The sequence below is a fragment of the Curtobacterium sp. 1544 genome (genome assembly GCF_040544915.1).
Lineage (GTDB): Bacteria > Actinomycetota > Actinomycetes > Actinomycetales > Microbacteriaceae > Curtobacterium > Curtobacterium pusillum_C.
On record NZ_JBEPKX010000017.1, the window covers coordinates 17,801 to 42,189 of the forward strand.

Annotated in this window: 7 protein-coding genes; 2 read left to right on the forward strand and 5 right to left on the reverse strand. The window is 73.4% G+C overall.

Annotated features, from left to right (window positions below; translation table 11 throughout):
• The first annotated feature begins 215 nt into the window (after positions 1-215).
• Positions 216-3,461, forward strand: a complete 3,246-nt coding sequence (locus ABIC61_RS11305; RefSeq protein WP_354029976.1) for a hypothetical protein — start codon at positions 216-218, stop codon at positions 3,459-3,461.
• 71 nt (positions 3,462-3,532) lie between these two features.
• Here the strand turns inward: ABIC61_RS11305 and ABIC61_RS11310 are convergent, their stop codons facing one another.
• From ABIC61_RS11310 to ABIC61_RS11330, 5 genes are all read right to left on the reverse strand, one after another.
• Positions 3,533-5,983: a LuxR C-terminal-related transcriptional regulator gene (locus tag ABIC61_RS11310; protein WP_354029977.1), complete on the reverse strand. Its 2,451-nt coding sequence runs from the start codon at positions 5,981-5,983 to the stop codon at positions 3,533-3,535.
• An 18-nt stretch (positions 5,984-6,001) separates the two neighbouring features.
• Positions 6,002-6,469 carry a hypothetical protein gene (locus tag ABIC61_RS11315; protein WP_354029978.1) on the reverse strand — a complete coding sequence of 156 codons (468 nt, stop codon included), beginning with the start codon at positions 6,467-6,469 and terminating at the stop codon, positions 6,002-6,004.
• Positions 6,466-21,672, reverse strand: a complete 15,207-nt coding sequence (locus ABIC61_RS11320; RefSeq protein ID WP_354029979.1) for a CLIPPER-2 domain-containing protein — start codon at positions 21,670-21,672, stop codon at positions 6,466-6,468. Before ABIC61_RS11320 ends, ABIC61_RS11315 begins: the two co-directional genes overlap by 4 nt.
• A gap of 202 nt (positions 21,673-21,874) precedes the next feature.
• Positions 21,875-22,540, reverse strand: coding sequence for a TrmH family RNA methyltransferase (locus tag ABIC61_RS11325; RefSeq protein WP_354029980.1), 666 nt, complete (start codon positions 22,538-22,540; stop codon positions 21,875-21,877).
• A gap of 195 nt (positions 22,541-22,735) precedes the next feature.
• The gene (locus ABIC61_RS11330; RefSeq protein ID WP_186322080.1) at positions 22,736-23,413 is read right to left on the reverse strand and encodes a TetR/AcrR family transcriptional regulator; all 678 of its coding nucleotides are present in this window, start codon (positions 23,411-23,413) and stop codon (positions 22,736-22,738) included.
• 177 nt (positions 23,414-23,590) lie between these two features.
• Here ABIC61_RS11330 and ABIC61_RS11335 point away from each other — a divergent pair, with 177 nt between their 5' ends.
• Complete coding sequence (locus tag ABIC61_RS11335) at positions 23,591-24,388, forward strand: HAD-IIA family hydrolase (protein WP_144756338.1); 798 nt, start codon at positions 23,591-23,593, stop codon at positions 24,386-24,388.
• Position 24,389 lies beyond the last annotated feature (1 nt).

Below are 24,389 nucleotides of genomic sequence, written 5' to 3' on the forward strand. Positions count from 1 at the left end.
ATCCCGCGGGTTTCCGGCGCTCGACCGGGCGTTCCTGAGGGGACCTTCACCAAGCGCACGACGTGCGGTGCTGCCCAGCAACGACGCCGTTCTCCGCGCCGGAGACGGCGGTGCTCGACGACGAGGTCACTCGTTCGGGGGGTCCTGGGGCGATCCTGCACGCCGCTACCGTGACGCTGCGCACACTGCGCACAGCATGCTCATAGGGGGAACACATGCCACAGGGCCGAGCCCTGCTCGCCGCGCTCGCATCGTCCGCACTCGTCGTCTCGGCGCTGGTGGTCTCCGCGGCCCCAGCAGCCGCGGCCGGAGAGGCGACCGCGGATGCGTCGTCCGCGGACGACACCGGAACCGCACAGGCGATAGCGACGACCTACGGCCACGCGGTGACCGTCGACGGTGCGACGACGCCCACCGAGCTGGTCACCGCCGAGCCAGATGGTTCGATGCGCCTCACCGAGGACAGCCTGCCGGTGCGGACCCGCCAGGACGGCCGCTGGGTCCCGGTCGACCCGACGCTCACGACGGACGGCGAGTGGCTGTCCCCCGCTGCCACCGACACGGACGTCCGGTTCTCCCGCGGAGGCGACGGCGCACTCGCCCAGGTGCGGACCGACTCCGGGAACTGGGTGACGGAGTCCTGGCCGGACGGCGGTGCGCTCCCCGCTCCGCGGGTCGACGGCGCGACCGCCACCTACGACGACGTCCTGCCCGACGTCGACCTCCGGCTGACCGCCACCGCTTCGGGGATGTCCGAGGTCCTCGTGGTGCAGTCTGCCGAGGCCGCCGCGGACCCGGACCTCCAGAAGGTCGAACTCGAGCTGCACGGTGCGACACTCAGCACGACGCAGACCGGCTCGACCGCCACGACGGCGGACGGATCCACGCTCACCTCGTCGACCCCGACCTGGTGGGACTCCTCGCACGGGGGCGACGCCTCGGGCCCCGGCGGTGCTGGCAGCCCACGACCCGTCGAGCACGTCGCACAGGCGGACACACTCACGCTCGACGTCGCCGCGGTGACGGCCGCCGCCCCGCAGTACCCGGTCTACGTGGACCCCGACTGGTCGGCGGGTCAGAACGCGTTCTGGTTCGACGACAACGCCTACCCGACGCAGTCGTACCTCAACGGCCAGTACTCCGCCGGGTACCAGAGCGTCGGCTACGCGGTGCAGGACGGTCGGACCTACATGTCGCGGGCCTTCTGGCAGTTCAGCACGAGCGGCCTCGCCGGCAAGCACATCACGAGTGCGCACTTCAACGCGGTCGCCACGTACAGCTGTGGGAGCAACAACATCCAGGCGTGGCGCTACGGCGTCGTCGGGGCCGGTCAGAACTGGAACTACGACCAGGCGAACCAGGGGCAGTGGCGAGACCACATCTCCGACACGTACATCGCGGGCGTGAGCGGCTGCGACATGGGCGGCAAGGCCTACGGGTGGGACGTCACCCGCGGCGTCCAGGCGGTGGCCGGCGGAACGCTCCAGATCGGTCTCCGCGCAGACAACGAGGGCGCCCTGAGCCGCAAGCACTTCAACCAGGGTGCGTCGCTCACGGTCGAGTACAACACCGCTCCGAACGTGCCGACGGGGCAGACGATCACCGCGCCGACACGCGCGTGTGGGACATCCGTCGCCGGGGCCGCGTGGGTGAACAACAGCGCGCAGGACCTCGTCTTCGCCGCGAACGCCAGCGACCCCGACGGCGGCACGATGCACACCACCTACCAGGTGATGCGGTCGAGCGATCCCGACACGGCGATCTGGACGAAGGCGAGCGCGGAGACCGAGGGCGGGCGCCAGACGGTGACCGTCCCGAAGAAGACCCTGGCCAACGGCTCGTACATGTGGCGCGCGAAGACGAACGACGGGGCTGACTGGGGCGGATGGACCGGTTGGTGCTACTTCACCGCCGACGACAAGGCGCCCGCACGACCGACCGTCACCGTCGGCAGCGCTCACCGCGTCGTGGGCACGCCGACCACGGTCACGGTCTCGTCGAAGGACTCCGACGTCCGCGGCTTCGAGTACTTCGTGAGCTACGACGACAGCGGCTCGAAGACCCAGCCGCTCTCCGACGCCGTGAGCACCGCGACCGGCTACCACGACTGCACCTTCGAGGACGGGATCGTCTCTTACGTCTGCGCGGACGCGAACCACTCGGCGACGATCACGTTCGCGCCGCAGGACACGACGAGCACGCTCTGGGTGTGGGCGATCGACCGAGCAGGGAACGTCTCGGCGCAAGCGGCGACCGACGACTCGGACTCGTCCGACGGACTCGACGACGACGGCGTCTCGGCCGATGCCGACCCGGATCCGCGCGTCGGCTCCGGCGCCGGTACCGCCGGACACGTCTGGACGGGACTGACCGACGGCTCCGTCACGGGCAGCGGGACGTCGGGCTCCCCGACCGTCATCGCGGACGACCGGGCTGCAGGCGGCACCGGGACGAGCGCGCGCCTGCCGCTCACCGTCGATCCGAGCGTGTCCACGTCGACTCCCGGTGACTTCCCCGGCCAGCTCGGGACCACGGTCATGCAGGAACCGGACCTGGTCCGCATCAACCGGTTCAGCGGATCCGGCGGACACCGTGCCGCCGTCTCCGGGAGCGCACCGTCCGGCACGCACTACGAGTCCACCCTCGGCGAGATCGTGAGCGCCACCGCGACGAAGCCGACCGGTGCGTTCACCCTCACGTCGTGCATCGGGAGCTGGGGCGACCAGACGACCACCGGCTCCTGCCCGAGCGGGACGACGACCAAGGCCGTCCTGGGCTACTCGTGGGCCTCCGCGGCCGACGTCCCGTCCGGTTCGACCGCGCGCCCGATCTGGTCCTGCTGGTCCGGAAGCGACTGGTTCGACTCGGCGAGCTCGACCTGCGAGAACCACACGGTGCGGGGTTCCCTCGGGTACTTCGCCTCGATCGGGCCGACCACGACCGCCGCTGCGCCGGTCTCGACGACGCAGAGCTACACCGTGTCGGCGTGGATGAAGCTGTCTGCCGGCGCCGAAGGGCACTCCAACACAGCGGTCTCCATCGACGGCGACACGACGTCGGCCTTCTACCTCCAGTACATCGGCGGGACGTTCCGCTTCTGCGTGAAGCAGCAGACCGACGCACCGGCCACGGACTGTGCCGCGCCGACCGGCGTCGACTACTCGACGGTGCCTGGCGACCGGACCTGGTACTTCGTCACGGGGATCTGGGATGCCGGCAACGGTCAGGCCAGGATCCTCGTCAGCGCCTCGCCCACTGGTTCCCACGCGGTCGCGCACGCGCTCGCTTCGGGCGAGAAGCCCGTCACCGGCGGCCTCCGGATCGGCGGCGCGCTGTCCAGCGGCGGCGCGTCCGACGCGTTCGACGGACAGATCGCCAGCCCCTCCATCACGCAGGGAGTGGCCTCGCTCGCGCAGCTGCGACTGCTCATGTCCCAGGGGACGTACGGGTACGCGGACTGATCCGTCCGGGCGGCGCCCCGCCTCGCTGCAACGCGACGAGGCGCCGCCCCGCGCCGCCCCGCCCCGCCGCCCTACGCGCCGGACAACCCGAGCGACCGCCCCTGCTCGACCGCCTCGCGCCGCGTCGACACCCCGAGCTTCCGGTACACGCTCCGCACCTGCGTCTTCACGGTGTTCACCGACACGTGCAGCTCCGACGCGATCCCCGGCACGCTCAACGGCTCCCCGAGCAGCCCGAGCACGACCGACTCCCGCTCGGACAGCACGACCCCGACGTCCGGACCCGGGAACACCGACCGCAGCCCGCTCAGCGATGCCCACAGCGCCCGCGCCCGCTCGTCCCCCGACGCGTCGACGAGCTGTCGGACGTCGTCCCGCGGCGGCGTGAGCAGCTCTCCACGGAGGCCGTGCCGGTCGAACAGGTCCATCGCCTCCCGGAACGCCGCGACCGCAGCGAGCACGTCGCCCGTCCGTCGCAGCGCCACGGCCCGCAGCAGCACGAGCAGCGCGGTGGTGCGGGCCTGGTAGACCCCGTGCACGGCGACGGCGTTGACGATCGCCAGTGCGCGCTCCGGTTCGGACCGGGCCAGCGCGAGCCCCATGTGCTCGGCCGCGTTCCAGACCTGCACGGCACCGAGCGCCTCGAGTCCCCGCTCGGCCTGCGAGAGCTGTCCGGCGGCGAGCTGGAGCCGCACCCGTGCGAGCGCGAGCATCCGCGCGCCGACCCCGCCGGCGGTGCTGCGCTGCCGGTAGCGATGCACCCCGGCGTCGTGCGCGGTGAGCTGGTCCTCGGGTGGGACACGTTCGGCGACGGTGCTGGCGCGGGCGCGCACCGCGAGGACGATCGGCCAGTGCTCGAACGCACCGAACAGCGGGTCGACCCGGCGGAGGATCTGCTGCACGTCGTCCGGGTCGCCCGCCTCCAGGGCGACGATCGCGGTCGCGAGCGCCCCCGTCGGTACGTCGAGCGGCCGGCCGCCGTCGAGCAGCCGCCGTGCGACGTCGACCTCGCCGCCGAGTGCGTGCACGAGCGCGGTCAGTCCCTCGGCTGCGGCACGCTGCAGGTCGCCGTCGGCGCCCTCGACGGGTTCGATCCGGGCGAGGGTGGCGAGTGCCCCCTCGCCGTCGCCGGCCGCCAGTTCGGTGGCCGCGATCTGCTGCAGGACGAACGGGAGGCGCGGTGCGAGTCGGTCGGCGGCCGTCGCGTCGAGCGCGTCGAGCCGGATCCGGGCCGTGGTCGCCGCCGCCACGGCGCCCACGTCGTCGCCGACGATCCGGCGCGCCTGGGCGTCGATCGCGGCGAGGAACACGGCGTCGGCGGACGGCGCGTTGGGCAGGACCGCGGCGACGGCGGGGATGACGGCGGCGTTCACGCGGGAGGCCCGGGCGTGGTGCCGGTCGGCAGCCGACTCGGAGCGGGCGATCGCGGCGAGGACGACCGGGTGCCGCGCGGCCCGCTTCGGCCGGATCGGGTCGAGGAGCCGGGCGATCGCCGGGGCTCCGGGGCCGGTGATCCGGGTCCACGCGGTGCTGAGGACGTCGGAGAGCAGGTCGAGGTCGTCGAGCTGCACGGCGGCGTCGATGGCGGTGACGGTGTCGTCGTGGGTGATCGCCCACGCGGCTGCCCGGCGGACGACCTCGCGGTGGCCGTCGGCGTCCGTCGCGGCACCCGATGCGCGGAGCGCCCGGGCGATGCCGTCGAACCAGGCGAACCCGTCGCCGTCGAGTCGTCCGAGCCCGGCGTCGGCGGCGGCTCGGTGCACGGCCGCGAGGTCGGTCCCGGTGTTCCCACCGAGCTCGGCGAGGAACTCGGCCGGGGCGGACGGCACCACGGCGGCGCGCTCCGCGAAGCTCCGCAACCACGGCTCCTGCACGGTCTGGCCGACCCAGCCCCGGGTCGCCGTCGTCGCTGCCCGGTCGAACCGGGTGGCGAGGTCCACGGGTGGACGGTCCTCGTCCGCGAGGGCGGTGGCCGCCGCGGCGAGCACGCCCGCGAGCCCGCCGACGTCGGCGGTGGTGCGGGCGACGAACGCGGGGGCGACCACCACGCCGACCGCCCGGCCGAGCAGGGCGGCCGTCTCGGCTGCGTCGAACGCGAGGTCTCCGGCGCCGAGGACGGTGGCGTGCCCCTCGTCCGCGACGGCGTCGAGCGCGGGGCCCGCCCGTCCGGCGAGGACGACCGGTCGCTCCGCGGCGGACGCGAGCAGGGCCCTGGTGCCGGCCGCCCCGAGGAGGTGGGCGTCGTCGACGAGGAGGACGTGCCTCCCGGCCGGGTCGTCGTCAGCGACCTGCCGGAGCCGACCCGGGGCGGTCACGGTGTGGTCGACCAGCAGCGCCGTCCGGTCCGCCCAGTCGGTGACGAGCGTCGTCACGCCGGACCGCGGGGGTCCGGCGACGACGACCACCCGGCCGGAGCGCGCGGCCTGCTCGATCGTCGAGACGAGTCGAGCGCGGTGGAGCAGCGGGGCGGCTCGCCGGACACCGCCCACCTGGGCGGTCGCGTGCGAGCGAGGGAGGGGCACCACCGGCGAGCGAGGCCGTCAGGCCGCGAAGCGCTCCACGCGCAGCACGCAGGAGAGCCCGCTCTCCGACGTGTCGATCGTGGTGTCCCAGTCCGCCGAGGAGCCGGCGCCGACGGAGGCGACGTCGACCTCCTTGACGGCACGGGTGTCCGACGCTCCCTTGAGCAGCGAGACGTAGATGCGGTACCCCTGACCGGTCTTCTCGGGGTTCTTGACCGTCCCCGCGACGGCCCACGACGAGCCGGAGCGCTTGCACGAGGTGACCTGCACGTCCGACTTCGCGCCGACGAAGTCCCCGGACCCACCGGCGGGCGTCTGCACGTCGGTGATCGCCGGGCGCTCGGTGGCCGCCGCGGAGGACGACGCCGAGGCCTTCCCGTCGGGGCTGTCACCACCCGAGCAGCCGGCGAGGCCGACGCCGAGCGCGGCGACCCCGGCGAGCGCCAGGATCCGGACGGACAGGGAGCGCGTGGGGCGCAGGGTCATCGGTGTTCCTTCCTGGTGCGACGGCGGCTCCCGATGGCCGCCGTTGCGATGCCGAGCGCCACGAGGAGTGCGGCCACGGCGATTGCCGGCACGGGGTCGGACCCGGTGAACGCGAGGGCAGGGAGCCCCGCGGCCGGGTGGACCGCGATCCGGACGGTGTCGGGCACTGAGGTGATCGGTCCGTCTCCGGGCAGGGTCCCGGGCTGCGGCGTCCCGATCGCCGTCGCGCTGTTCTCGACGCTACCCGAAGCGCCGTCGGCCTGACCGACCACGTAGGTGGCGGTCGCCGTGACCCGCTGCCCGGGGGCGAGGACGCCCGCGGCGCCGGGCCACTGCCCGTAGACGACGTCGGAGAGCCCGGCGAGCCGGTCGTCGACGTGCACGCCGCGCAGGGTGACGGTGCCGGTGTTGACGAGCGTGAAGCCGTACTGCAGCTGCTGTCCCACGGCCCCGTCGGTCCCGGCGGCGTACTGCACGGTCTTGTCGATCGTGAGCGAGCCGCGGCCCGCGACCGGCGCGGTGGCCGAGGACGCTCCGCTCGTGACGTCGGTGCCGCCCGGTGCGGTGCCGCCCACGGTCGCGGTGTTGACCACGCCGCCGGCGTCGACGTCCGCCTGGGTGATGCGGTAGCTCGCCGTGCCGGTCGCCTGCTCACCCGGGGCGAGCGAACCTGGGGTGCCCGGCCAGGTCCAGCTGACGTCGGTGAGTCCGGCGAGGCCGTCGTCGAGGGTCACGTCGGTGATCGGCGTGGAGCCGTCGTTCGTCACGGTGAACGTGTAGTCCACGCGGTCCCCGACTGTGCCGGTCGCCCCGGCCGCGAGCACCCCGCGCTTGTCGAGCGTCAGGTGCGGTGCGTTCGGCAGGGAGACCCCGGCCTCCGAGGTGTCGGTGACCGTGGTGCCGCCCGGTGCAGTGCCGACGACCGTCGCCGGCGAGGACAGCGATCCGGCGTCCACGTCCGCCTGGGTGACCACGACGGTCGCGTCGACCTCGACGGTCTCCCCGGGGAGGAGCACGCCCGGTTCGCCCGGCCAGGCGTAGGTCATCGGGGAGACTCCGGCCCCGGCGTCACGCACGGTGACGCCCCGGAGGGTGGTGTCGCCGCCGTTCGTGACGACGTAGTGGTACCGGACGGTGTCGCCCGCGGCGCCGGTCGCTCCCGGCGCCAGGGTCGCGGTCTTCACGATCGAGATACCGGTCGACGCGGTGTCCGTCGGCACCGTCGCCGCGCCGCCGCCGTCCACCACGACACCGTCCGGTGCCGTGCCGGTCGCCCGCGCGGTGTTCACGACCCCGCCGGCGTCGACGTCCGCCTGGCCGACGGTGCTCGTGCCCGTGACCCGCGCCGTCTCGCCCGGCGCGAGGGTACCCGAAGCGCCGGGCCACGCCGTGTCGGTGGTCCGGAAGCCGGCGAGGTCGTCGTTCACCGCGACCCCGGTGAGCGTGACGGTGCCGCTGTTCCGGACGTCGATCGTCCAGCGGAGCTCGGTGCCGCGGCCCGCTGTCGTGCCGGACGCGGGTGCGCCGGACTTCGTGACGGTGAGACCGGGGGTCCCGGTGACCGTGGTCGAGCCGTCGTCCGAGGCCCGCACGGTCGCCCCGGTCGGGCTCGTGCCGGTCGTGGTCGCCGTGCTCGAGACCGAACCACGGTCGACGTCCCGCTGGGTCAGCGTGTAGGTCGCCGTCGCCGTGGCGGTCTGCCCGGGCCGGAGGACTCCGGACCCGGCGGGCCAGTCGACCGAGATCGCGCCGAGGCCGGGCTGCCCGTCGGCGACGGTGACCCCGCGGAGCGTCGTCGCACCGGTGTTGGTGATCGTGAACGTGAAGGCGACCTGGTCGCCCGCCCGTCCCGTGGCGCCGTCGGCGAGGCGCTGGGTCTTCACGATGTCGATGCCCGCGTCGGCCGCGGCGAGCGTCACGGTGGCGCTGCCCTCGGCGGAGACCGGGCCACCGGTCGGCGGGTTGGCGGTCGCCGTCGCGGTGTTCACGACGCTGCCGGCGTCGACGTCGTCCTGCGTGACCGTGTACGCCGCGGTGGCGACGACGTCGGCCCCGGGGGCGAGCGTGCCGTCGAACGCGTCGGGGAACGTCAGCGCGCCGAGCCCCGGCAGCGGGTCGCTCGCGGCGACGTCGCGCAGGGTGGTGGTGCCGGTGTTCCGGATCGTCACGCGGTAGTCGACGGTGTCCCCGACGGAACCGGCCGCACCGTCGGCGAGCACGCCGTCCTTGGTGACGGTGAGCGCCGGGGCGCCGGGCAGCACGAGCGTCGCGTCCGCGTCGGCGGTGACGTCGGGGCCGTTCGGCGGGGTGCCCGTCGTGGTCGCGGTGCTGCCGAGGCTCCCGCGGTCGACGTCCGCCTGGGTGAGCGTGTACGTATCGGTCGCGGTGACGACCTGGCCCGGTACGAGCACGCCCGCGGTCCCGGGCCAGTCGTACGACACGGTGCCCACGCCGTCCTGCGCGTCGGTGACCGTGACGCCGGAGAGCGTCGACGTGCCGCTGTTCGTCACCCGGTAGGTGAACGTCACGACGTCGCCGGCCCGCGGCGCGGTGTCGCCGTCCGGCAGCGCAGCGGTCTTCGTGATCCCGATCCGGGCGTCGGCGGGGCCGGTCTCGACCGTCGCGGTGGCGTCGGCGGTGACGACGGCGCCGTCCGGAGCGGTACCGGACGCGGTGGCCGAGTTGGTGACGCGGCCAGCGTCGAACTGCGCCTGGGTGATCGTCGAGGTCGCCGTCGCGGTGACCGTCTGCCCGGGGGCGAGCACGCCGGGGGCGCCCGGCCAGGTGCCGAACACCACGTCGCCGGAGCCTGCCAGCTGCTGGGCGATCGCGGCCTGGTCGAGGGACACGGTGCCGGAGTTCGTCACGGTGTACGTCCACTGCACGGTGTCGCCGACGGCGCCGGTCGCGCCGGGTGCGAGCGCACCCTGCTCGGTGAGCTGCAGGGCCGGTCGCGCCGTGATGGTGACGGTCGCGGTGTCGGCGGCGTCGACGGTCGCGCCACCGGGTGCGGTGCCGGTCGCGGTGACCCGGGAGGCCTGGGTTCCCTCGTCGACGTCGGCCTGCGTGAGCACGTAGGTCGCGGAGGCGCGCGCGGACTCCCCGGGCGCGAGCACCCCGGTGGTCCCCGGCCACGCGATCGTGATCGCGGACGTGCCGGTCTGCGCGTCGGCGAGTGTCACACCGCGGACGGTCGACGTGCCGGTGTTCGTCACGACGTACCCGAAGTCGACCGTGTCACCGGCCTTCCCGGTCGCGCCGTCGGCCAGGCTCGCGGTCTTCGTGACGGCGATCTGCTGGGTCGAGGCACGCAGCGCGACCGTCGCACTGTCCCGCTGCGGACCGGGGTCGGTCACACCGGTCGGCACGGTGGCGTCGGCGGTCGCGGTGTTCACGACACTCCCGGCATCGACGTCCGACTGCGCGACGGTCGAGCGTGCCGTGGCGGTCACCGACTGCCCGGGCAGGAGCTTCCCGGCGGTGCCGTTCGGCCACGTCCCGACGACGGGTGCGGAGACCCCGGGCAGGGCGTCCGCGACCGCGACGTCGGTGAGCGTGACGGTGCCGGTGTTCGTCACCCGGTACGTCCAGACGATGCGGTCGCCCAGGTCGCCCTGTGCGCCGTCGGCCAGCACGCCGGTCTTGTCGAACGTCCACGAGCCGGTGCGGACGGTGTCCACTCCGCCGTCGGCCGTGGCGGTGACGACCTCGCCCGAGGGGACGGTCGCCGTCGTCGTGGCAGTGCTGGCGATCGATCCGCGGTCGACGTCCGCCTGGGTGAGCGTGTACGTGGCGGTCGCGGTGACGGACTGCCCGGGCGCGAGCGTGCCGACCGTACCGGGCCAGGTGCCGTAGGTGACGGTGCCGAGGCGCGCCTGGTCGTCGTCGAGCGTGACGCCGGTGAGCGTGCGGTTCCCGGGGTTCGAGACGGTGAACGTCAGCGTGACGGTGTCGCCCGCGACGCCCGTGCCCGAGGTCACGCGCTCGTCCTTGACGAGCGCGATCGCGTCGGACGGGTCCGCCGTGCGGATCGTCGCGCCGTCGGTCGCGGTCACCGGTGCCCCGGTCGGCGGGTTGCCGACGACCGTGGCCTGGTTGACGATGCTGCCGGCGTCGACGTCGGCCTGGGTGACCGTGTACGTCGCCGTCGCGGTGACGACGGCACCCGGGGCGAGCGTGCCCGCCGTGCCCGGCCAGTCGGCGTCGATCGCGGAGAGCCCGGCGAGCCGGTCGGACGCCGTGATCCCGGTGAGGGTGACGGTGCCGGTGTTCTGCGCGCGGAACGAGTAGCGCACGGTGTCGCCGACGCGTCCGGTGCCGCCGTCGGTGTACGCGGCGGTCTTCGACAGCGTGATCGCGGGCGACGGGGCGATGGTCACCGAGCGGGTGTCGGCGTCGCTGACCCCCGTGCCGCCGGGGGCGTTCCCCGTGGCCGTGACGGTGCTCGTCAGGGTGCCGCGGTCGACCTCGGCCTGGGTGAGCACGTGGGACGCCGTCGCGGTGACGGTCTCCCCCGGTGCGAGCCGCCCGACGGCGCCCGGCCAGGTGCCGTACACGACGGTGGACACGTCGGTCTGGTCGTCGCGGGCGGTGACGCCGGTCAGCGTGACGTTGCCGGTGTTCGTGATCGCGTAGGTGTACTCGACGCGGTCGCCGGCCACGCCGGTGGAGCCGCTCGCGAGCGCCGCGGTCTTCACCACGCCGATGCGCGGGCCGGACGCGGCGGTCTCGACGGTGGTGCCGTCGGTCCCGGTCACGTCCGAGCCGTCTGGCGCACGCCCCACGACGGTCGCGGTGTTCGTGACGGCGCCGGCGTCGACGTCCGACTGCGTGATCGTGTACGTCGCCGAGGCGGTGACGGTCTGCCCCGGGGCGAGCACGCCGACCGCTCCCGGCCACTCGTCGACGGTCGGGTCGCTGAGGCCGGGCATGCGGTCGATCAGGTCGAGCAGCGTGACGGTCACGTTGCCGGTGTTCGTGGCGGTGAAGGTGTAGCGGATGCCCTCGCCCGCCGACCCGGTCGCACCGGGCGCGAGCAGACCCTGCTTGAGCAGGGTGAGCTCCGGAGCCTGGGCGAGGTCGACGCCGGCGGTGTCGGTGGCGCGCACCGTGCCTCCCGTCGGTGCCGTGCCGGTGGCGGTGGCGGCGCTCGCGACGCGACCCGCGTCGAGGTCCGCCTGGGTGAGCGCGTACGTCGCGGTGGCCGTGACGGACTGTCCGGGAGCGAGCGTGCCCACGGCACCCGGCCACGTGCCGTACGTGACGGCGCTCGACCCGGTCTGGGCGTCCGCGACCACGACACCCCGGAGCGTCTGGTTCCCGGTGTTCGTGATCGTGTAGCCGAGCCGGACCGTGTCACCGACGGCCGGCGTGCCGGTCGCGGCGAGCTGCTCGGTCTTCGTCAGGGCGATGGCCGGCGCACCGTCGTCCGTCCTGATCGTGGCGCTGTCGGACGCCGTGACGTCCGCACCGCGGGCCGGTGTCGCCGTGGCGGTCGCCTGGTTGACGATCGCGCCGGCGTCGACGTCGGCCTGCGTGACCGTGTACCCGGCCGTCGCGGTGAGGGACTGTCCCGGTGCGAGCGAGCCGTCGCCGTTCGGGCCGGCCGCCACCGTGATGGTGCCGAGTCCGGTGAGGCGGTCCGTGACGCGCGCCGAGCCGAGCGTGACCTGGCCGGTGTTCGTGACGGTGAAGGTGTAGCGGACGGTGTCGCCGACGCGACCCGTGCCGCCGTCGACGTACGCGGCGCGCTTGGTGACGCCGACGCCGGCCGCTGCGGTCAGCGCGACCGAGCCCTGCGCGGTGTCGCCGACGCGGGTGCCGGTCGGACCGGTGCCCGTCGTGGTCGCGGTGCTCGCGACGCTGCCGCGGTCCACGTCCGCCTGGGTCAGCGTGTACGACGCGGTCGCCGTGACGGACTGACCGGGCGCGAGGGTACCGACGGCGGTCGGCCAGGTGCCGAACGCGATGTCCGACAGTCCCTCCTGTGCGTCCGCGAGCTCGACGGCGGACAGCGTCGCCGTGCCGGTGTTCGTGATCGTGTACCCGAACCGCACGGTGTCGCCCGCGACGCCGGTCGCGCCGGCGCCGAGCTGCTCGGTCTTGTCGAGCCGGATGCCGGGGACGGCCGTGGCGAGCGCGACGGTCGCGGCGTCGGACGCCGTGACGGAGTCGCCCGTGGGCGTGCTGCCGGTGACGGTGGCGTCGTTCAGGACGCTGCCGGCGTCGACGTCGGCCTGGGTGACGCGGTACGTCGCAGTGCCGGTGACGACCTGCCCGGGGGCCAGGCGTCCGGCCGCGGCGGGCCAGTCGGCGACCTCGACGGCCGACACCCCGGCGAGGACGTCGGAGACGGCGACCCCGGTCACGGTGACGTTGCCGGTGTTCGCGATGCGGAACGTGTAGCGGACGGTGTCGCCGACGGCCCCGGTCGAGCCGCCGAGGCTGCCCGTCTTGTCGATCGACAGGGCACCGCGCGGTGCGACGGTCACGCCGCCGTCGTCGGACGCGGCCACGTCGGCGCCGCGGGGCGGGGTGCCCGTGGTCGTCGCCGTGCTCGCGATGCTGCCGCGGTCGACGTCCTGCTGTGTGAGCGTGTACGTGGCGTGGGCGACGACGGACTGCCCCGGAGCGAGGCGTCCGGCGGTGCCACCAGGCCAGGCGTCGAAGCGGATCGCGGAGACACCCTGCTGCGAGTCGGTGACCCCGACGCCGGTGAGCGTGACGTCGCCGGTGTTCGTGACCGTGAACGTCAGGTCGACGGTGTCGCCCGCGGCACCGTCGCCCCGGTTCGTCTCGGTCTTCTGGATCCCGATGCCCGGTGCACCGGTCGTCGTGACGACGGTGCGCGTCCCCGAACCGGACACGGTCGTGCCGGCGGGGGTGGTGCCCGTCGTGGTCGCGGTGTTCGCGATCGACCCGGCGTCCACGTCGTCCTGCGTGACCGTGCGGTCCGCCGTGACGACGACCGCCTGGCCGGGCGACAGGGTGCCCGCGGTGGCGTTCGGCCACGTCGTGGTGGGGGTGCCGAGCCCGGCGAGCGGGTCGTCGACCGTCACGCTGGTGAGGGTGGTCTGCCCGGTGTTCGTCGCGGTGACGGTGTACCGGACGACGTCGCCGACCCGCACCGCACCGATGTCACCGGCGCCGACGACCGCGGCCGTCTTGCGCGTCGACACGGCCGAGGCCGGGTCGAGCACGACGCTGCCGTCGTCGGTCGCCGAGACCGCCGCACCGCTCCGCCGGTCGGTCGCGGTGGTGGTGGCGCCGCTGGACAGCGCGACGTGGTCGTCGGTGTCCGCCGCGGCACGGTCGACGTCCGCCTGGGTGAGCCGGTAGCTCGCGGTCGCGGTGACCGACTGACCAGGGGCGAGCGTGCCGGTGGTGCCCGAGGGCCACGCGCCGAACGTGATGCCGGACAGCCCCTGCTGCTCGTCGGTCAGTCCGACGCCCGTCAGTGTCGTCGTCCCGGTGTTCGTGATCGTGTACCCGAAGCGCACGGTGTCGCCGGCGACGCCCGCGGACCCGTCGGCGACGGCCTCGGTCTTGTCGAGGCTGATCGTCGGAGCGCTCGCGTCGACCGCGGTGGTGCTCGTGGCGGTCTTGGTGATCGCGGCTCCGGCCGGCGGGCTCGCGACGGCGTTCGCGGTGTTCACGACGCTGCCGGAGTCCACGTCCGCCTGGCTGATCGTGTACGCAGCCGTGGCGGTGGCGACCTCGCCGGGTGCGACGACGCCGGGGCGGGACGGGTCCGGCCAGGTGTAGGACAGCACGCCGACGCCCTGCAGCTGGTCGGTCATCTGCAGCAGGTCGAGCGTGGTGTTGCCGGTGTTCCGCGCGGTGAGGGTGAACCGGAGGTCGTCGCCGACGCCCGCGCTGCTGCCCGTGGGCACGCCGGACTTCGTGAAGTCGAAGGTGTTCACCTGCGTGACGGGGACCGTTCGGTAGCTCGTCGCCGTGACGGCCGCACCGCCGTTGGACGGGGTGCCGCGGGTCGTCGCCGGGCTGGTGACGTACCCGGCGTCGATGTCCGCCTGGGTCAGGGCGTGCACGGCGGTGGCGGTGACGGTCTGGCCCGGGGTGAGCGTGCCGGTGGTCCCGGACGGCCAGGTGCCGTACGTGACGGCGCCTGCGCCGGCATCGGTGACGGCCACGCCGGTCAGGGTGAAGTCACCCGTGTTCGTGACCGTGTACCGGAGGTCGACCGGGTCCCCGGGCCGGGGAGCGCTGCCGGTGTCGCGGACGGACGCGTCCTTGACGATGCCGATCGCCGCGGTGTTGTCGGCGTCGGTGGCGATCGTCACGCTCGCGTCGCGGCTCGTGGTGGCACCGGCGGGCGTGGTACCGGTGACGGTCGCCGTGTTCGTGATCGCGCCGGCGTCGACGTCGGCCTGCGTCACGGTGTACCGCGCGGTGGCGCGGAGTCGTTCACCGGGGGCGAGGGAGCCGGCCGTGCCGCCGGACCACTCGAGGTCGCGGAGCTGTCCGGCGGCCGCTGCGTCGGCGACCGGGGTCGAGGTGCCGAGCCCGATGAGCTGGTCGCGCAGGGCGAGGCCGCTCAGGGTGACGGAGCCGGTGTTGGTCGCGAGGAACGAGAACACGACGGTGTCGCCGACCCGGCCGCTCTGCACGGCGCCGTCGGCGGACTGGCCGTAGCGGGCCGTCTTCGTCAGTGTCACGGCCGGGGTCGGCGTGATCGTGACGCCGTCGGTGGCGGTCGCGGTGACGCGGGTGCCGGCCGGGGTGGTGCCGAACGCGGTCGCCGCGGAGCGGATGCCGCCGGCGTCGACGTCGGACTGGCTGAGCGTGTACGTCGCGGTGGCGGTCGCGGAACGGCCGGGCGCGAGGGTGATGGTGGTGTCACCGTCGGCGAAGACGACGCTCGAGATGCCGCGCTGGGCGTCCTGCACGCCGACGACGGTGAGGGTCACGTTGCCGGTGTTCGTGACGACGTAGCGCATGTCGACCTGGTCGCCCGCGGTCGCTGCACGGGCCTTCGAGCCGTCGGCGTCGAAGGTCTCGGCCTTCGTGACGGCGAGCCCCGGTGCCGCGCTCGAGGTGGGGACGGTCGCGGCCGCGGTGGCGGACACGGTGGCCGGGTCGGTACCGGTCGGTGCGGTGCCGGTGACCGAGGAGGTGTCGACCAGGGCGCCGGCGTCGACGTCGGCCTGGGCGACGGTGGAGGTGGTGGTCGCGGTGACGGTCTGGCCTGGTGCGAGGGTGTTCGGCGCGTTCGGCCACGCGTACGTCACCGTGCCGCCGAGGGCGTGCACGACCTCGGGGATCGTCAGCGTGACGGTGCCGGTGTTCTTCGCCTGGTACGTCCAGGTGACGACGGAGCCGACGCCACCGGAGCCGCTCGTCACGGACCCGGTCTCGGTGAGGGACACCGCCGGGGTGCGCTTCGTGCTCACCGAGCCGGTGTCGGTCGCACGGACGGTGGTGCCACCAGGCGAGACGCCGGTGGTGGCGGCGTCGCTCGACACGGTGCCGCGGTCGACGTCGGCCTGGGTGAGCGTGTAGGTCGCGGTGACGGTGACGGACTGCCCGACGCCGAGGTTCCCCGCGGTACCGGACGGCCACGTGCCGTAGGTGAACGCGGAGTGCCCGGACTGCTCGTCGGTGAGCGTCACGTTCGTCAGGGTCTGGTTGCCGCTGTTCGTGATCGTGTACCCGAGCCGGACGGTGTCGCCCGCGACGCCGGTGGCGCTCGTGGCGAGACGCTCGGTCTTCGCGAGCGAGATCGCCGGTGCGCCGGAGGCCGGGGTGACCGTGGCCGCGCCGGTCGCCCGGACGGTGCCGCCGCTCGGGGTGGAGGCCGTCGACGTCGCGGTGTTCACGATGCTGCCCGCGTCGATGTCCGACTGGGTGACGGCGTAGGTCGCCGTCCCGCGGACGGTCTGGCCCGGCGCGAGGGTGCCGGTGGTGCCGGACGGCCACGTGCCGAACGTGATCCCGGACAGGCCGGCGAGCTGGTCGCTCACGCCGACGCCCGTGAGCGTGGTGGTGCCGGTGTTCGCGACGTCGAAGCGGTACGTGACGGTGTCACCCGCGGCGCCGGTCCCACCGACGACGGCGCTCTTCGACACCGCGATGCCCGGCGCCGGCGCGATCGTCTGCGTGGCGGTCGCGGGGGTGGACACAGCGGTCCCCTGCGGCGTGGTGCCGGACACGGTCGCACGGTTCGCCACGGTGCCGGCGTCGACGTCGGCCTGGGTCACCGTGTACGACGCGGTCGCCGTGACGGACTGCCCCGGTGCGAGTCGTCCGGCGGCACCGGGCCACGTGTACGTCAGCGTCCCGAGCCCCGCGTGCGGGTCGGTGATCGTGACGCCGGTCAGGGTCTGGTTGCCGGAGTTCGTGGCGCGGAACGTGTAGCCCAGCGTGTCGCCCGCGCGGCCGGTGTACCCGGTGCCCGTCGCGACCGACTTGGTGAACCCGAGCGCCGGCGACCCGGTGAGCGGGATCGTGCCGGAGCCCTGCGCCGTGGCGGTCGAGGTACCAGACGGCCCGGAACCGGTCGCCGTCGCGGTGTTCGTCACCGATCCGGCGTCGAGGTCGGTCTGGGACACGGTGCCGGTCGCCGTCGCGGTGGCGGTCTGCCCCGGCGCGAGCGTGCCGGCGGTCCCCGGCCACGAGTACGTCAGGCCGGACAGTCCGGCGAGCGAGTCCGTGGCCCCGACCGCGGTCAGGGTGGTCGTCCCGGTGTTCGTGATGCGCAGGGTCCAGGTGGTGCGGTCCCCCGCGGTGCCCGTCGACCCGGCGTCGAGTGCACCGGACTTCGCGACGCTGATCGCGACGGTCCGGTCGACGGACACCGACGCCGCGGTCGCCTGCGACACCAGGGTGTTGCCCGGCGTGGTGCCCGCGATGGTCGCGGTGTTCCGGACGGTCCCGGCGTCCACCTGCGCCTGGGTCAGCGTCGAGGTCGCGGTGGCCGTGACGGTCTGCCCCGGTGCCAGGCGGCCCGTCGTCCCCGGCCACGAGTACGTGATCGCCGACAGGCCCGCGAGCTGGTCGGTGATCGCGACGCCCGTGAGCGTGACGTTGCCGGTGTTCCGGGCGCTGAACGTCCAGTTCACGGTGCCGCCGGCCGCCGGCGAACCCGACCCGGCCACCGCACCCGTCTTCGTGAACGTCAGGGCTCCGGACGACGGCACGGGCAGGGTGTTCGGACTGGTCGCCGAGACGGACCCCTGCGCGGGCGTGGTCGCGGTCGCGCGCGCCGTGTTCACCACGCTGCCGGCGTCGACGTCGGCCTGGGTCAGCGTGTAGGTCGCGGTGGCCGTGACGGTCTGGCCCGGGGCGAGGGTGCCCGCGGTGCCGGACGGCCACGTGCCGTACGCCGGCGTGGAGACGCCGGCGAGCGCGTCGCCGATGCTCACGGCGGTGAGGGTCTGGTTGCCGGTGTTGCGCGCCGTGAACGTGTAGTTCACGGTGTCACCGGCACGACCGGTCGCTCCCGACGCGAGTGCGCCGGTCTTCGACACGGCGATCCCCGGCGTCGCGGGCACGGTCGTCCGCGCGGTGGCGGCGTTCGTCGCGGTGCTGCCGTTCGGCGCGGTGCCGGTCGCCGTCGCGGTGTTCTGGACGAACCCGGCGTCGACGTCCTTCTGGGTCAGCTTGTAGGTCGCCGTCCCCGAGGCGCTCTGGCCGGGAGCGAGCCGCCCGGCGGTGCCCGGCCACGCGTACGTGATCGTCGACAGCCCGGTGAGCGGGTCGGCGACGGTCACGCCGGTCAGGGTGGTGTTGCCGGAGTTCCGGACCGTGAACGTGTAGTTCACGGTGTCCCCCACGGCACCGGTCGCGCCGGACGCCAGCGCGCCGGTCTTGGCGATCGCGACGCCGGGTGCGCGGGACACCGCGACCGTGGCGGAGGCCGTCGACGACGCGGGCTGGCCGGAGCCGTCGGCACGGGTGTTGCCCGCACCGGTCGCCGTGTTCACCACGCTGCCGGCGTCGACGTCGGCCTGGGTGAGGGTGTACGTGGCCGTCGCGGTGACGGTCTGGTTCGGATCGAGCTGCCCGGCAGTGCCCGGCCAGCCGTACGTCAGCGCGGAGATCCCGCTCAGCCCGTCGGCGATCGCGACGCCGTACAGCGTGGTGTTGCCGGTGTTCGTGGCGCTGAACTGCCAGTTCACGGTGTCCCCGACCTTGCCGGTGGCACCGGTCGCGAGCGCGCCGGTCTTCGTCAGCGCGATCTTCTGCGCGGCCGCGATGTTGACGGTCTTCGAGGTCTGCCCGCTCGTCACGGCGGTACCGGACGGGTTCGTGCCGTTCGCGGTCGCCGTGTTCGTGATCGACCCGGCGTTCACCTGCGCCTGCGTGAGCGTCGAGGTGGCGGTCGCGGTGACGGACTGGCCCGGCGCGAGCTTGCCGGTCGTGCCGGAGGCCCAGCTGCCGTACGTGATCGCTGAGATCCCGGCGAGCGGGTCGGCGATGGTCACGCCGGTGAGGGTGCGGTTGCCCGCGTTCGTCACGGTGAAGGTCCAGTTGACCGTGTCCCCGGCCCGTCCGGTCGCGCCCGATGCCAGGGTCCCGTCCTTGACGATGGTCAGACTGGAGGCATCGGTCACTGCCACGGTCGCCGTCGCGTCCGGCGCGGTGACGGTGCCGCCGGTGGCGCCCCGTGCTGCGGCTCCGGCGGTGTTCACGACGCTGCCCGCGTCGACGTCGGTCTGGGTGAGCGCGTACGTCGCGGTGGCGGTCACGCTCTGCCCCGGCGCGAGCGTGCCGCTCGTGCCGGACGGCCAGGTGCCGTAGGTGAGCGCGGAGACGCCGGTGAGCCGGTCGGTGATCGACGCGGTGGTCACGGTCTGGTTGCCGGTGTTGCGCAGGGTGAACGACCAGTTCACGGTGTCGCCGGCCTTGCCCGTGGACCCGGCGGCGACGACGCCGCTCTTCGTCAGGACGAGCGCGTTGGCGGCGGGGACCGCGACGGTCGCCGTGGCGGTGGGCGCCGTGACGGTGCTGCCGGTGGCGCTCCGTCCGGCGGCGGTGGCGGTGTTCGTCAGCGTGCCGGCGTCGACCTGCGCCTGGGTGAGCGTCGAGGTGGCGGTCGCGGTGACGGTCTGGCCGGGGGTGAGCCGACCGGTGGTGCCCGACGGCCAGGTGCCGTAGGTGATGGCCGAGACGCCGGCGAGCTGGTCGGTGATCGCGGCCCCGGTGATGGTCTGCGCGCCGGAGTTCGTCAGGCGGAAGGTCCAGTTCACGGTGTCGCCGACCCGGCCGGTGCTGCCGGAGGCCAGGGCGCCGGCCTTCGTCAGGGTGAGGGCGTTCGCGGCCGTCAGCGGCTGGGTGCGGGACGCGGTCGCGCTGGGCTTCGGGCCGCCGTCCGGGTCGGTGCCGGTGACGGTGGCGGTGTTCGCGACGGACCCGGCGTCGACGTCGGTCTGCGTCAGCGTGTAGGTCGCGGTGGCCGTGACGGCCTGGCCGGGCTGGAGCGTGCCGCTCGTGCCGGACGGCCAGGTGCCGTAGGTGAGTGCGGAGAGCCCGGACAGCGGGTCGGTGATCGCGACGCCGGTCAGCGGGGAGGTGCCGTTGTTCGTGGCGGTGAACGTGTAGTTCACGGTGTCGCCCGCCTTGCCGGTCGCACCGGAGGCGAGGGCGGAGGTCTTCGTCAGTGCGAGCGACGACAGGTACGTGTTCGTCGCGTTGGTGTCGGTGACGGTGATCGTCGGGTCGCTGGTGACCTGACCGGTCGCGGTCACCGAGCTCGTGGTGGACGCCGCGGTGGGCGGCGGACCCGTGCACCGGACGGTGGCGGTCGCTCCGGAGGCCAGTGGCCCGGCGATCGTCGTCGACGGCGTGCAGGTCTCGGTGTCCGGGAACGTCAGCTGGATGTTCGACAGCGACACCGAACCGTTGTTCGTCACGGTGATCGTGAACGCCGTGTTCTCGGTCGCTGTCCGGTACTGGTCGTTCGCGGAGCCGTCCAGGGTCTTCACCACGCTGAGCGCCGCCGTCGGCACGGACAGCACGGCGTTCTGCAGCAGGTAGGAGTCACCGCTCGTGCCGACCGTGAGCGTCATCGAGGTGTCGCCCTTGTCGACACCGCTCAGGGTCTGGGTGTGCACGTCCACGCTCTGGTTCGTGAACGTCGACGTGTCGCTCGTCTGCGTGTACCGCACCGAGCCGTCCGCCTGCCCGACGCCGATGTTGCCCGACGCGTTCTTCGTGTTGAGCACCTCGGTGGGACTGCCGCCCTGCGGGGTGTACCGCATGTAGTCGCCAGTGATGCCCCGGTCGCCCTCGTACAGCGTGTAGCCGAACTTCACACCGGCCTGCAGTGCCGAGAACCCGGTGAAGTTGACGGTGAGCGGGCTGTCCGACGCGGCCTCGCGCACGTGGCCCTGGTAGTAGATGACCCGGTGCGGTGCGCTCGCGGCGTTGCCCGGGATGTACTTGCCGTAGTCGTAGACGACCGTGAGCGACCAGCCCGCGTAGCAGCCGGCGCCGACCGCGGCCCAGATGTTGCCGGCGCTGATGTTCATCGCCGACCCGGTGGTGGCGTTCGCGAACGCACTCGTGACGTCGGCGGAGGCCGAGTAGTACAGGGCACTCGCCTGCGACGACGGGTCCTCGAGCAGGGCCTGCGGGGCGACGGTCTGGATCGCGCCGGAGCCGACCTTGAACTGGACGCCCTGGGTCCGGTAGCCGGCGGCGGCGTCCGGCCGGGTGGCGTACCACTGCGAGCCGTTCGCCGAGTTGCCCGAGCAGGTCACGTTGCCCGCGCCGGTGAACACGCCCGTGTTGGCGCTCCAGTCGAGGTAGGCCTTCGCGACCGTGGCGCCGGCCGGGATCGTCAGCGCCCCGGTCGACGAGTTCGTGGTGAAGCCGGAGACGGTGTTCGAGTTCACCATCTTGAAGTAGTCGTTGTACGACGTGGTGACGCCCGTGCCGGGGTTGTTCGCGTGCAGGTCCGTGCAGCTGCCGCTGGTGTTCGTCGCAGTGAGCGCCGAGCCGGTGCAGGCGAGCACGCCGTTGCCCGTCATCGTGAAGTCGCCGTTGACGGTCGCCTGGTAGTTCGGCGACTGGTCCGAGCCGGTGCCCCACTGCACGACGGCGGCCTGGGCGGCCCCCTCGGTGCCGAGCGCGACGCCGGCGGTGGGGATGAGCACGGCGAGCGCCATCGCGATCCCACGGAACCAACGGGGACGAGCGATGGTCTCCGCGCGGTGGCGGGGACGGGGTGCGAGCAGCAAGCAGTGACCTTCCGGGCACGACGAACAGACCCTTGGGAGTGGTCGGGTCCACGCTGCCGGGTGGGATCAGGGATGTGACGACCGCCTCACAGGTCGTCCTGTCGATCATCTGTCGTGTTGTGGACAGGCGTTGTCCAAACGAGTGTTTTTCACCCTGCGGTTCACCCCGTTCGGGGGACAGCCCGGGCGCGCCGCCGACGGGTCAGGGCAGCTCGGCGTGCTGGACGACCCAGCTGTGCATCACGATCGCCGCGGCAGCCGAGGCGTTGATGCTCCGCGTCGACCCGAACTGCGTGATCTCGAGGTGCCCGTCCGCTCCGGCGACGGCCTCGTCCGTGAGCCCGGGCCCCTCCTGCCCGAACAGGAACACGCACCGCTCCGGGATCGGCGCCGTCTCGATGCGTGACGCCCCGGGGGTGTTGTCGATCGCGATCACCGGGCGACCCTCCGCACGCATCGCCTCGAGGAACGACGACACGTCGGGGTGGTACCGCACGTGCTGGTACCGGTCGGTGACCATCGCACCGCGCTTGTTCCACCGTCGGCGCCCGATGATGTGCACCGTCCCCGCGAGGAACGCGTTGGCACTCCGGACGATCGACCCGATGTTGAGGTCGTGCTGCCAGTTCTCGATCGCCACGTCGAACGCGTGCCGGTGCGTGTCGAGCTCGGCGACGATCGCGTCCATCGACCAGTACCGGAACCGGTCGACGACGTTGCGGGTGTCCCCGTTCGCCAGCAGCTCCGGGTCGAGCCTCGGGTCGTCCGGCCACGGCTCGGGGTGCGGCCCCACCCCGTGGGTGGTCGCCTCGTGCGTGGGCTGCGGCTCCGGCGCGTCACCGGGATCGGACGGGAGGCGCTGGGTCACGTCCCCAGCGTACGGCGCGCCCGCCACGCGCTCCGTCGCACCGTCGCGCCGTCGCGCCGTGCGGGCCCCGGGGCCGCAGCGTGCGAGGTTCCGCGCAGTGTGCGGGGCTCCGACCCTCGCACACTGCGGGAGACCTCGCACCGAACCGTGCAGCATCGGCGAGACCTCGCACCGTGCGAGGGTCGGCACGACCCGTCAGCGGACGCGGGACTCGATCCCGGCGATGAGGACGTCGAGCCCGAGCGCGAACCGGGCGTCGTACGAGTGCTCGCCGAGGAGCTCCCCCACGAGCGCGTGCCGCTCCGGACGCCCTGCCTCGGCCGAGCCCCGGCCCACCTGCACACCTGTGTGCCCGACCACGAAGTCGTACACGACGAAGAACGCGTACATCGCCTCGGCGTCGGACAGGCCGGCGGACCGGAGCGCACCGACGACCTTCGCCACGACGGCGTCGGACTCGGTCGACACCAGGGCACCCCGGCGGCTGTGCGACTCGAGCACGAGGGGGTGCGTCAGCATGAGGTCGCGGAAGGTCGTCGCGAAGACCCGCACCACGGCGTGCCACTCGTCCGGCCACACGAACGTCGCGGTGAACTCGTCGACGGTGCGCCGCACGAGTTCGGCGTGCAGGTCGTCGAGGCCGCCGATGGTCCGGTGCACGGTCATCGGCGCGACGCCGAGCCGGACACCGAGCGCACGGAACGACAGCCGGTCGAGGCCGTCCTCGTTCGCGATGGCGGTGGCGGCGTCGATCACCTGCTCGCGGCTGAGCACGTTTGGCCGGCCACGGCGTCGTCGCGGTGTCACCTCGGCCTGCTCCGGCGCCGCAGCGGGCCGGGGTGTGACGGTCGGGGTTCCGGGTTCGACGAGCACGGTGGATCTCCTTGTTTCAGTACGTGTCCCGAAAAGCCTAGGGCAAAGCCGACCGGCGTTCGGTGTCTCGACCATGTCGGGTCCGTGACCGGCGTGCAAGAGCCGATCCGTGCCTCCCGGCCTTCTCGGAGCCGGCGCCGAGCCGGGCGGTCACCGCCGCCCAGTAGGGTGAGGACCATGGCAACCCGCGACGAGGTCGAGTGCTGGCTGACCGACATGGACGGCGTGCTCGTGCACGAGAACCAGGCGCTCCCCGGGGCGCCCGAGCTGATCCAGCAGTGGCTCGACGAGGGCACGGAGTTCCTCGTCCTGACGAACAACTCGATCTTCACCCCGCGCGACCTCAGCGCCCGCCTCCGGTGGTCCGGCATCGACGTGCCCGAGGACCGCATCTGGACGAGCGCACTCGCCACGGCGGACTTCTGCAAGTCCCAGATGCCGGGCGGCTCCGCGTTCGTGATCGGCGAAGCGGGCATGACCACGGCGCTGCACGAGGCCGGCTTCATCATGACCGAGACCGCACCCGACTACGTCGTCGTCGGCGAGACCCGGAACTACTCGTTCGAGGCGATCACCAAGGCCGTGCGCCTCATCCGCGACGGTGCTCGCTTCATCGTCACCAACCCGGACGCGACCGGGCCGAGCGCCGAGGGCGTCCTCCCGGCGACCGGTGCGATCGCCGCGATGATCGAGAAGGCCACCGGCAAGCAGCCGTACGTGGTCGGTAAGCCGAACCCGATGATGTTCCGCTCCGCGATGAACCGGATCGGCGCGCACTCCGAGAACACCGGCATGATCGGCGACCGGATGGACACCGACGTGCAGGCCGGCATCGAGGCGGGGCTCCACACCGTCCTCGTGATGACCGGCATCAGCGACCAGGCCGAGATCGACCGCTACCCGTTCCGCCCGAGCGAGGTCATCTCCGGCGTGCACGAACTCGTCCGCACGGAGCCCATCGAAGTCGAGATGTAGC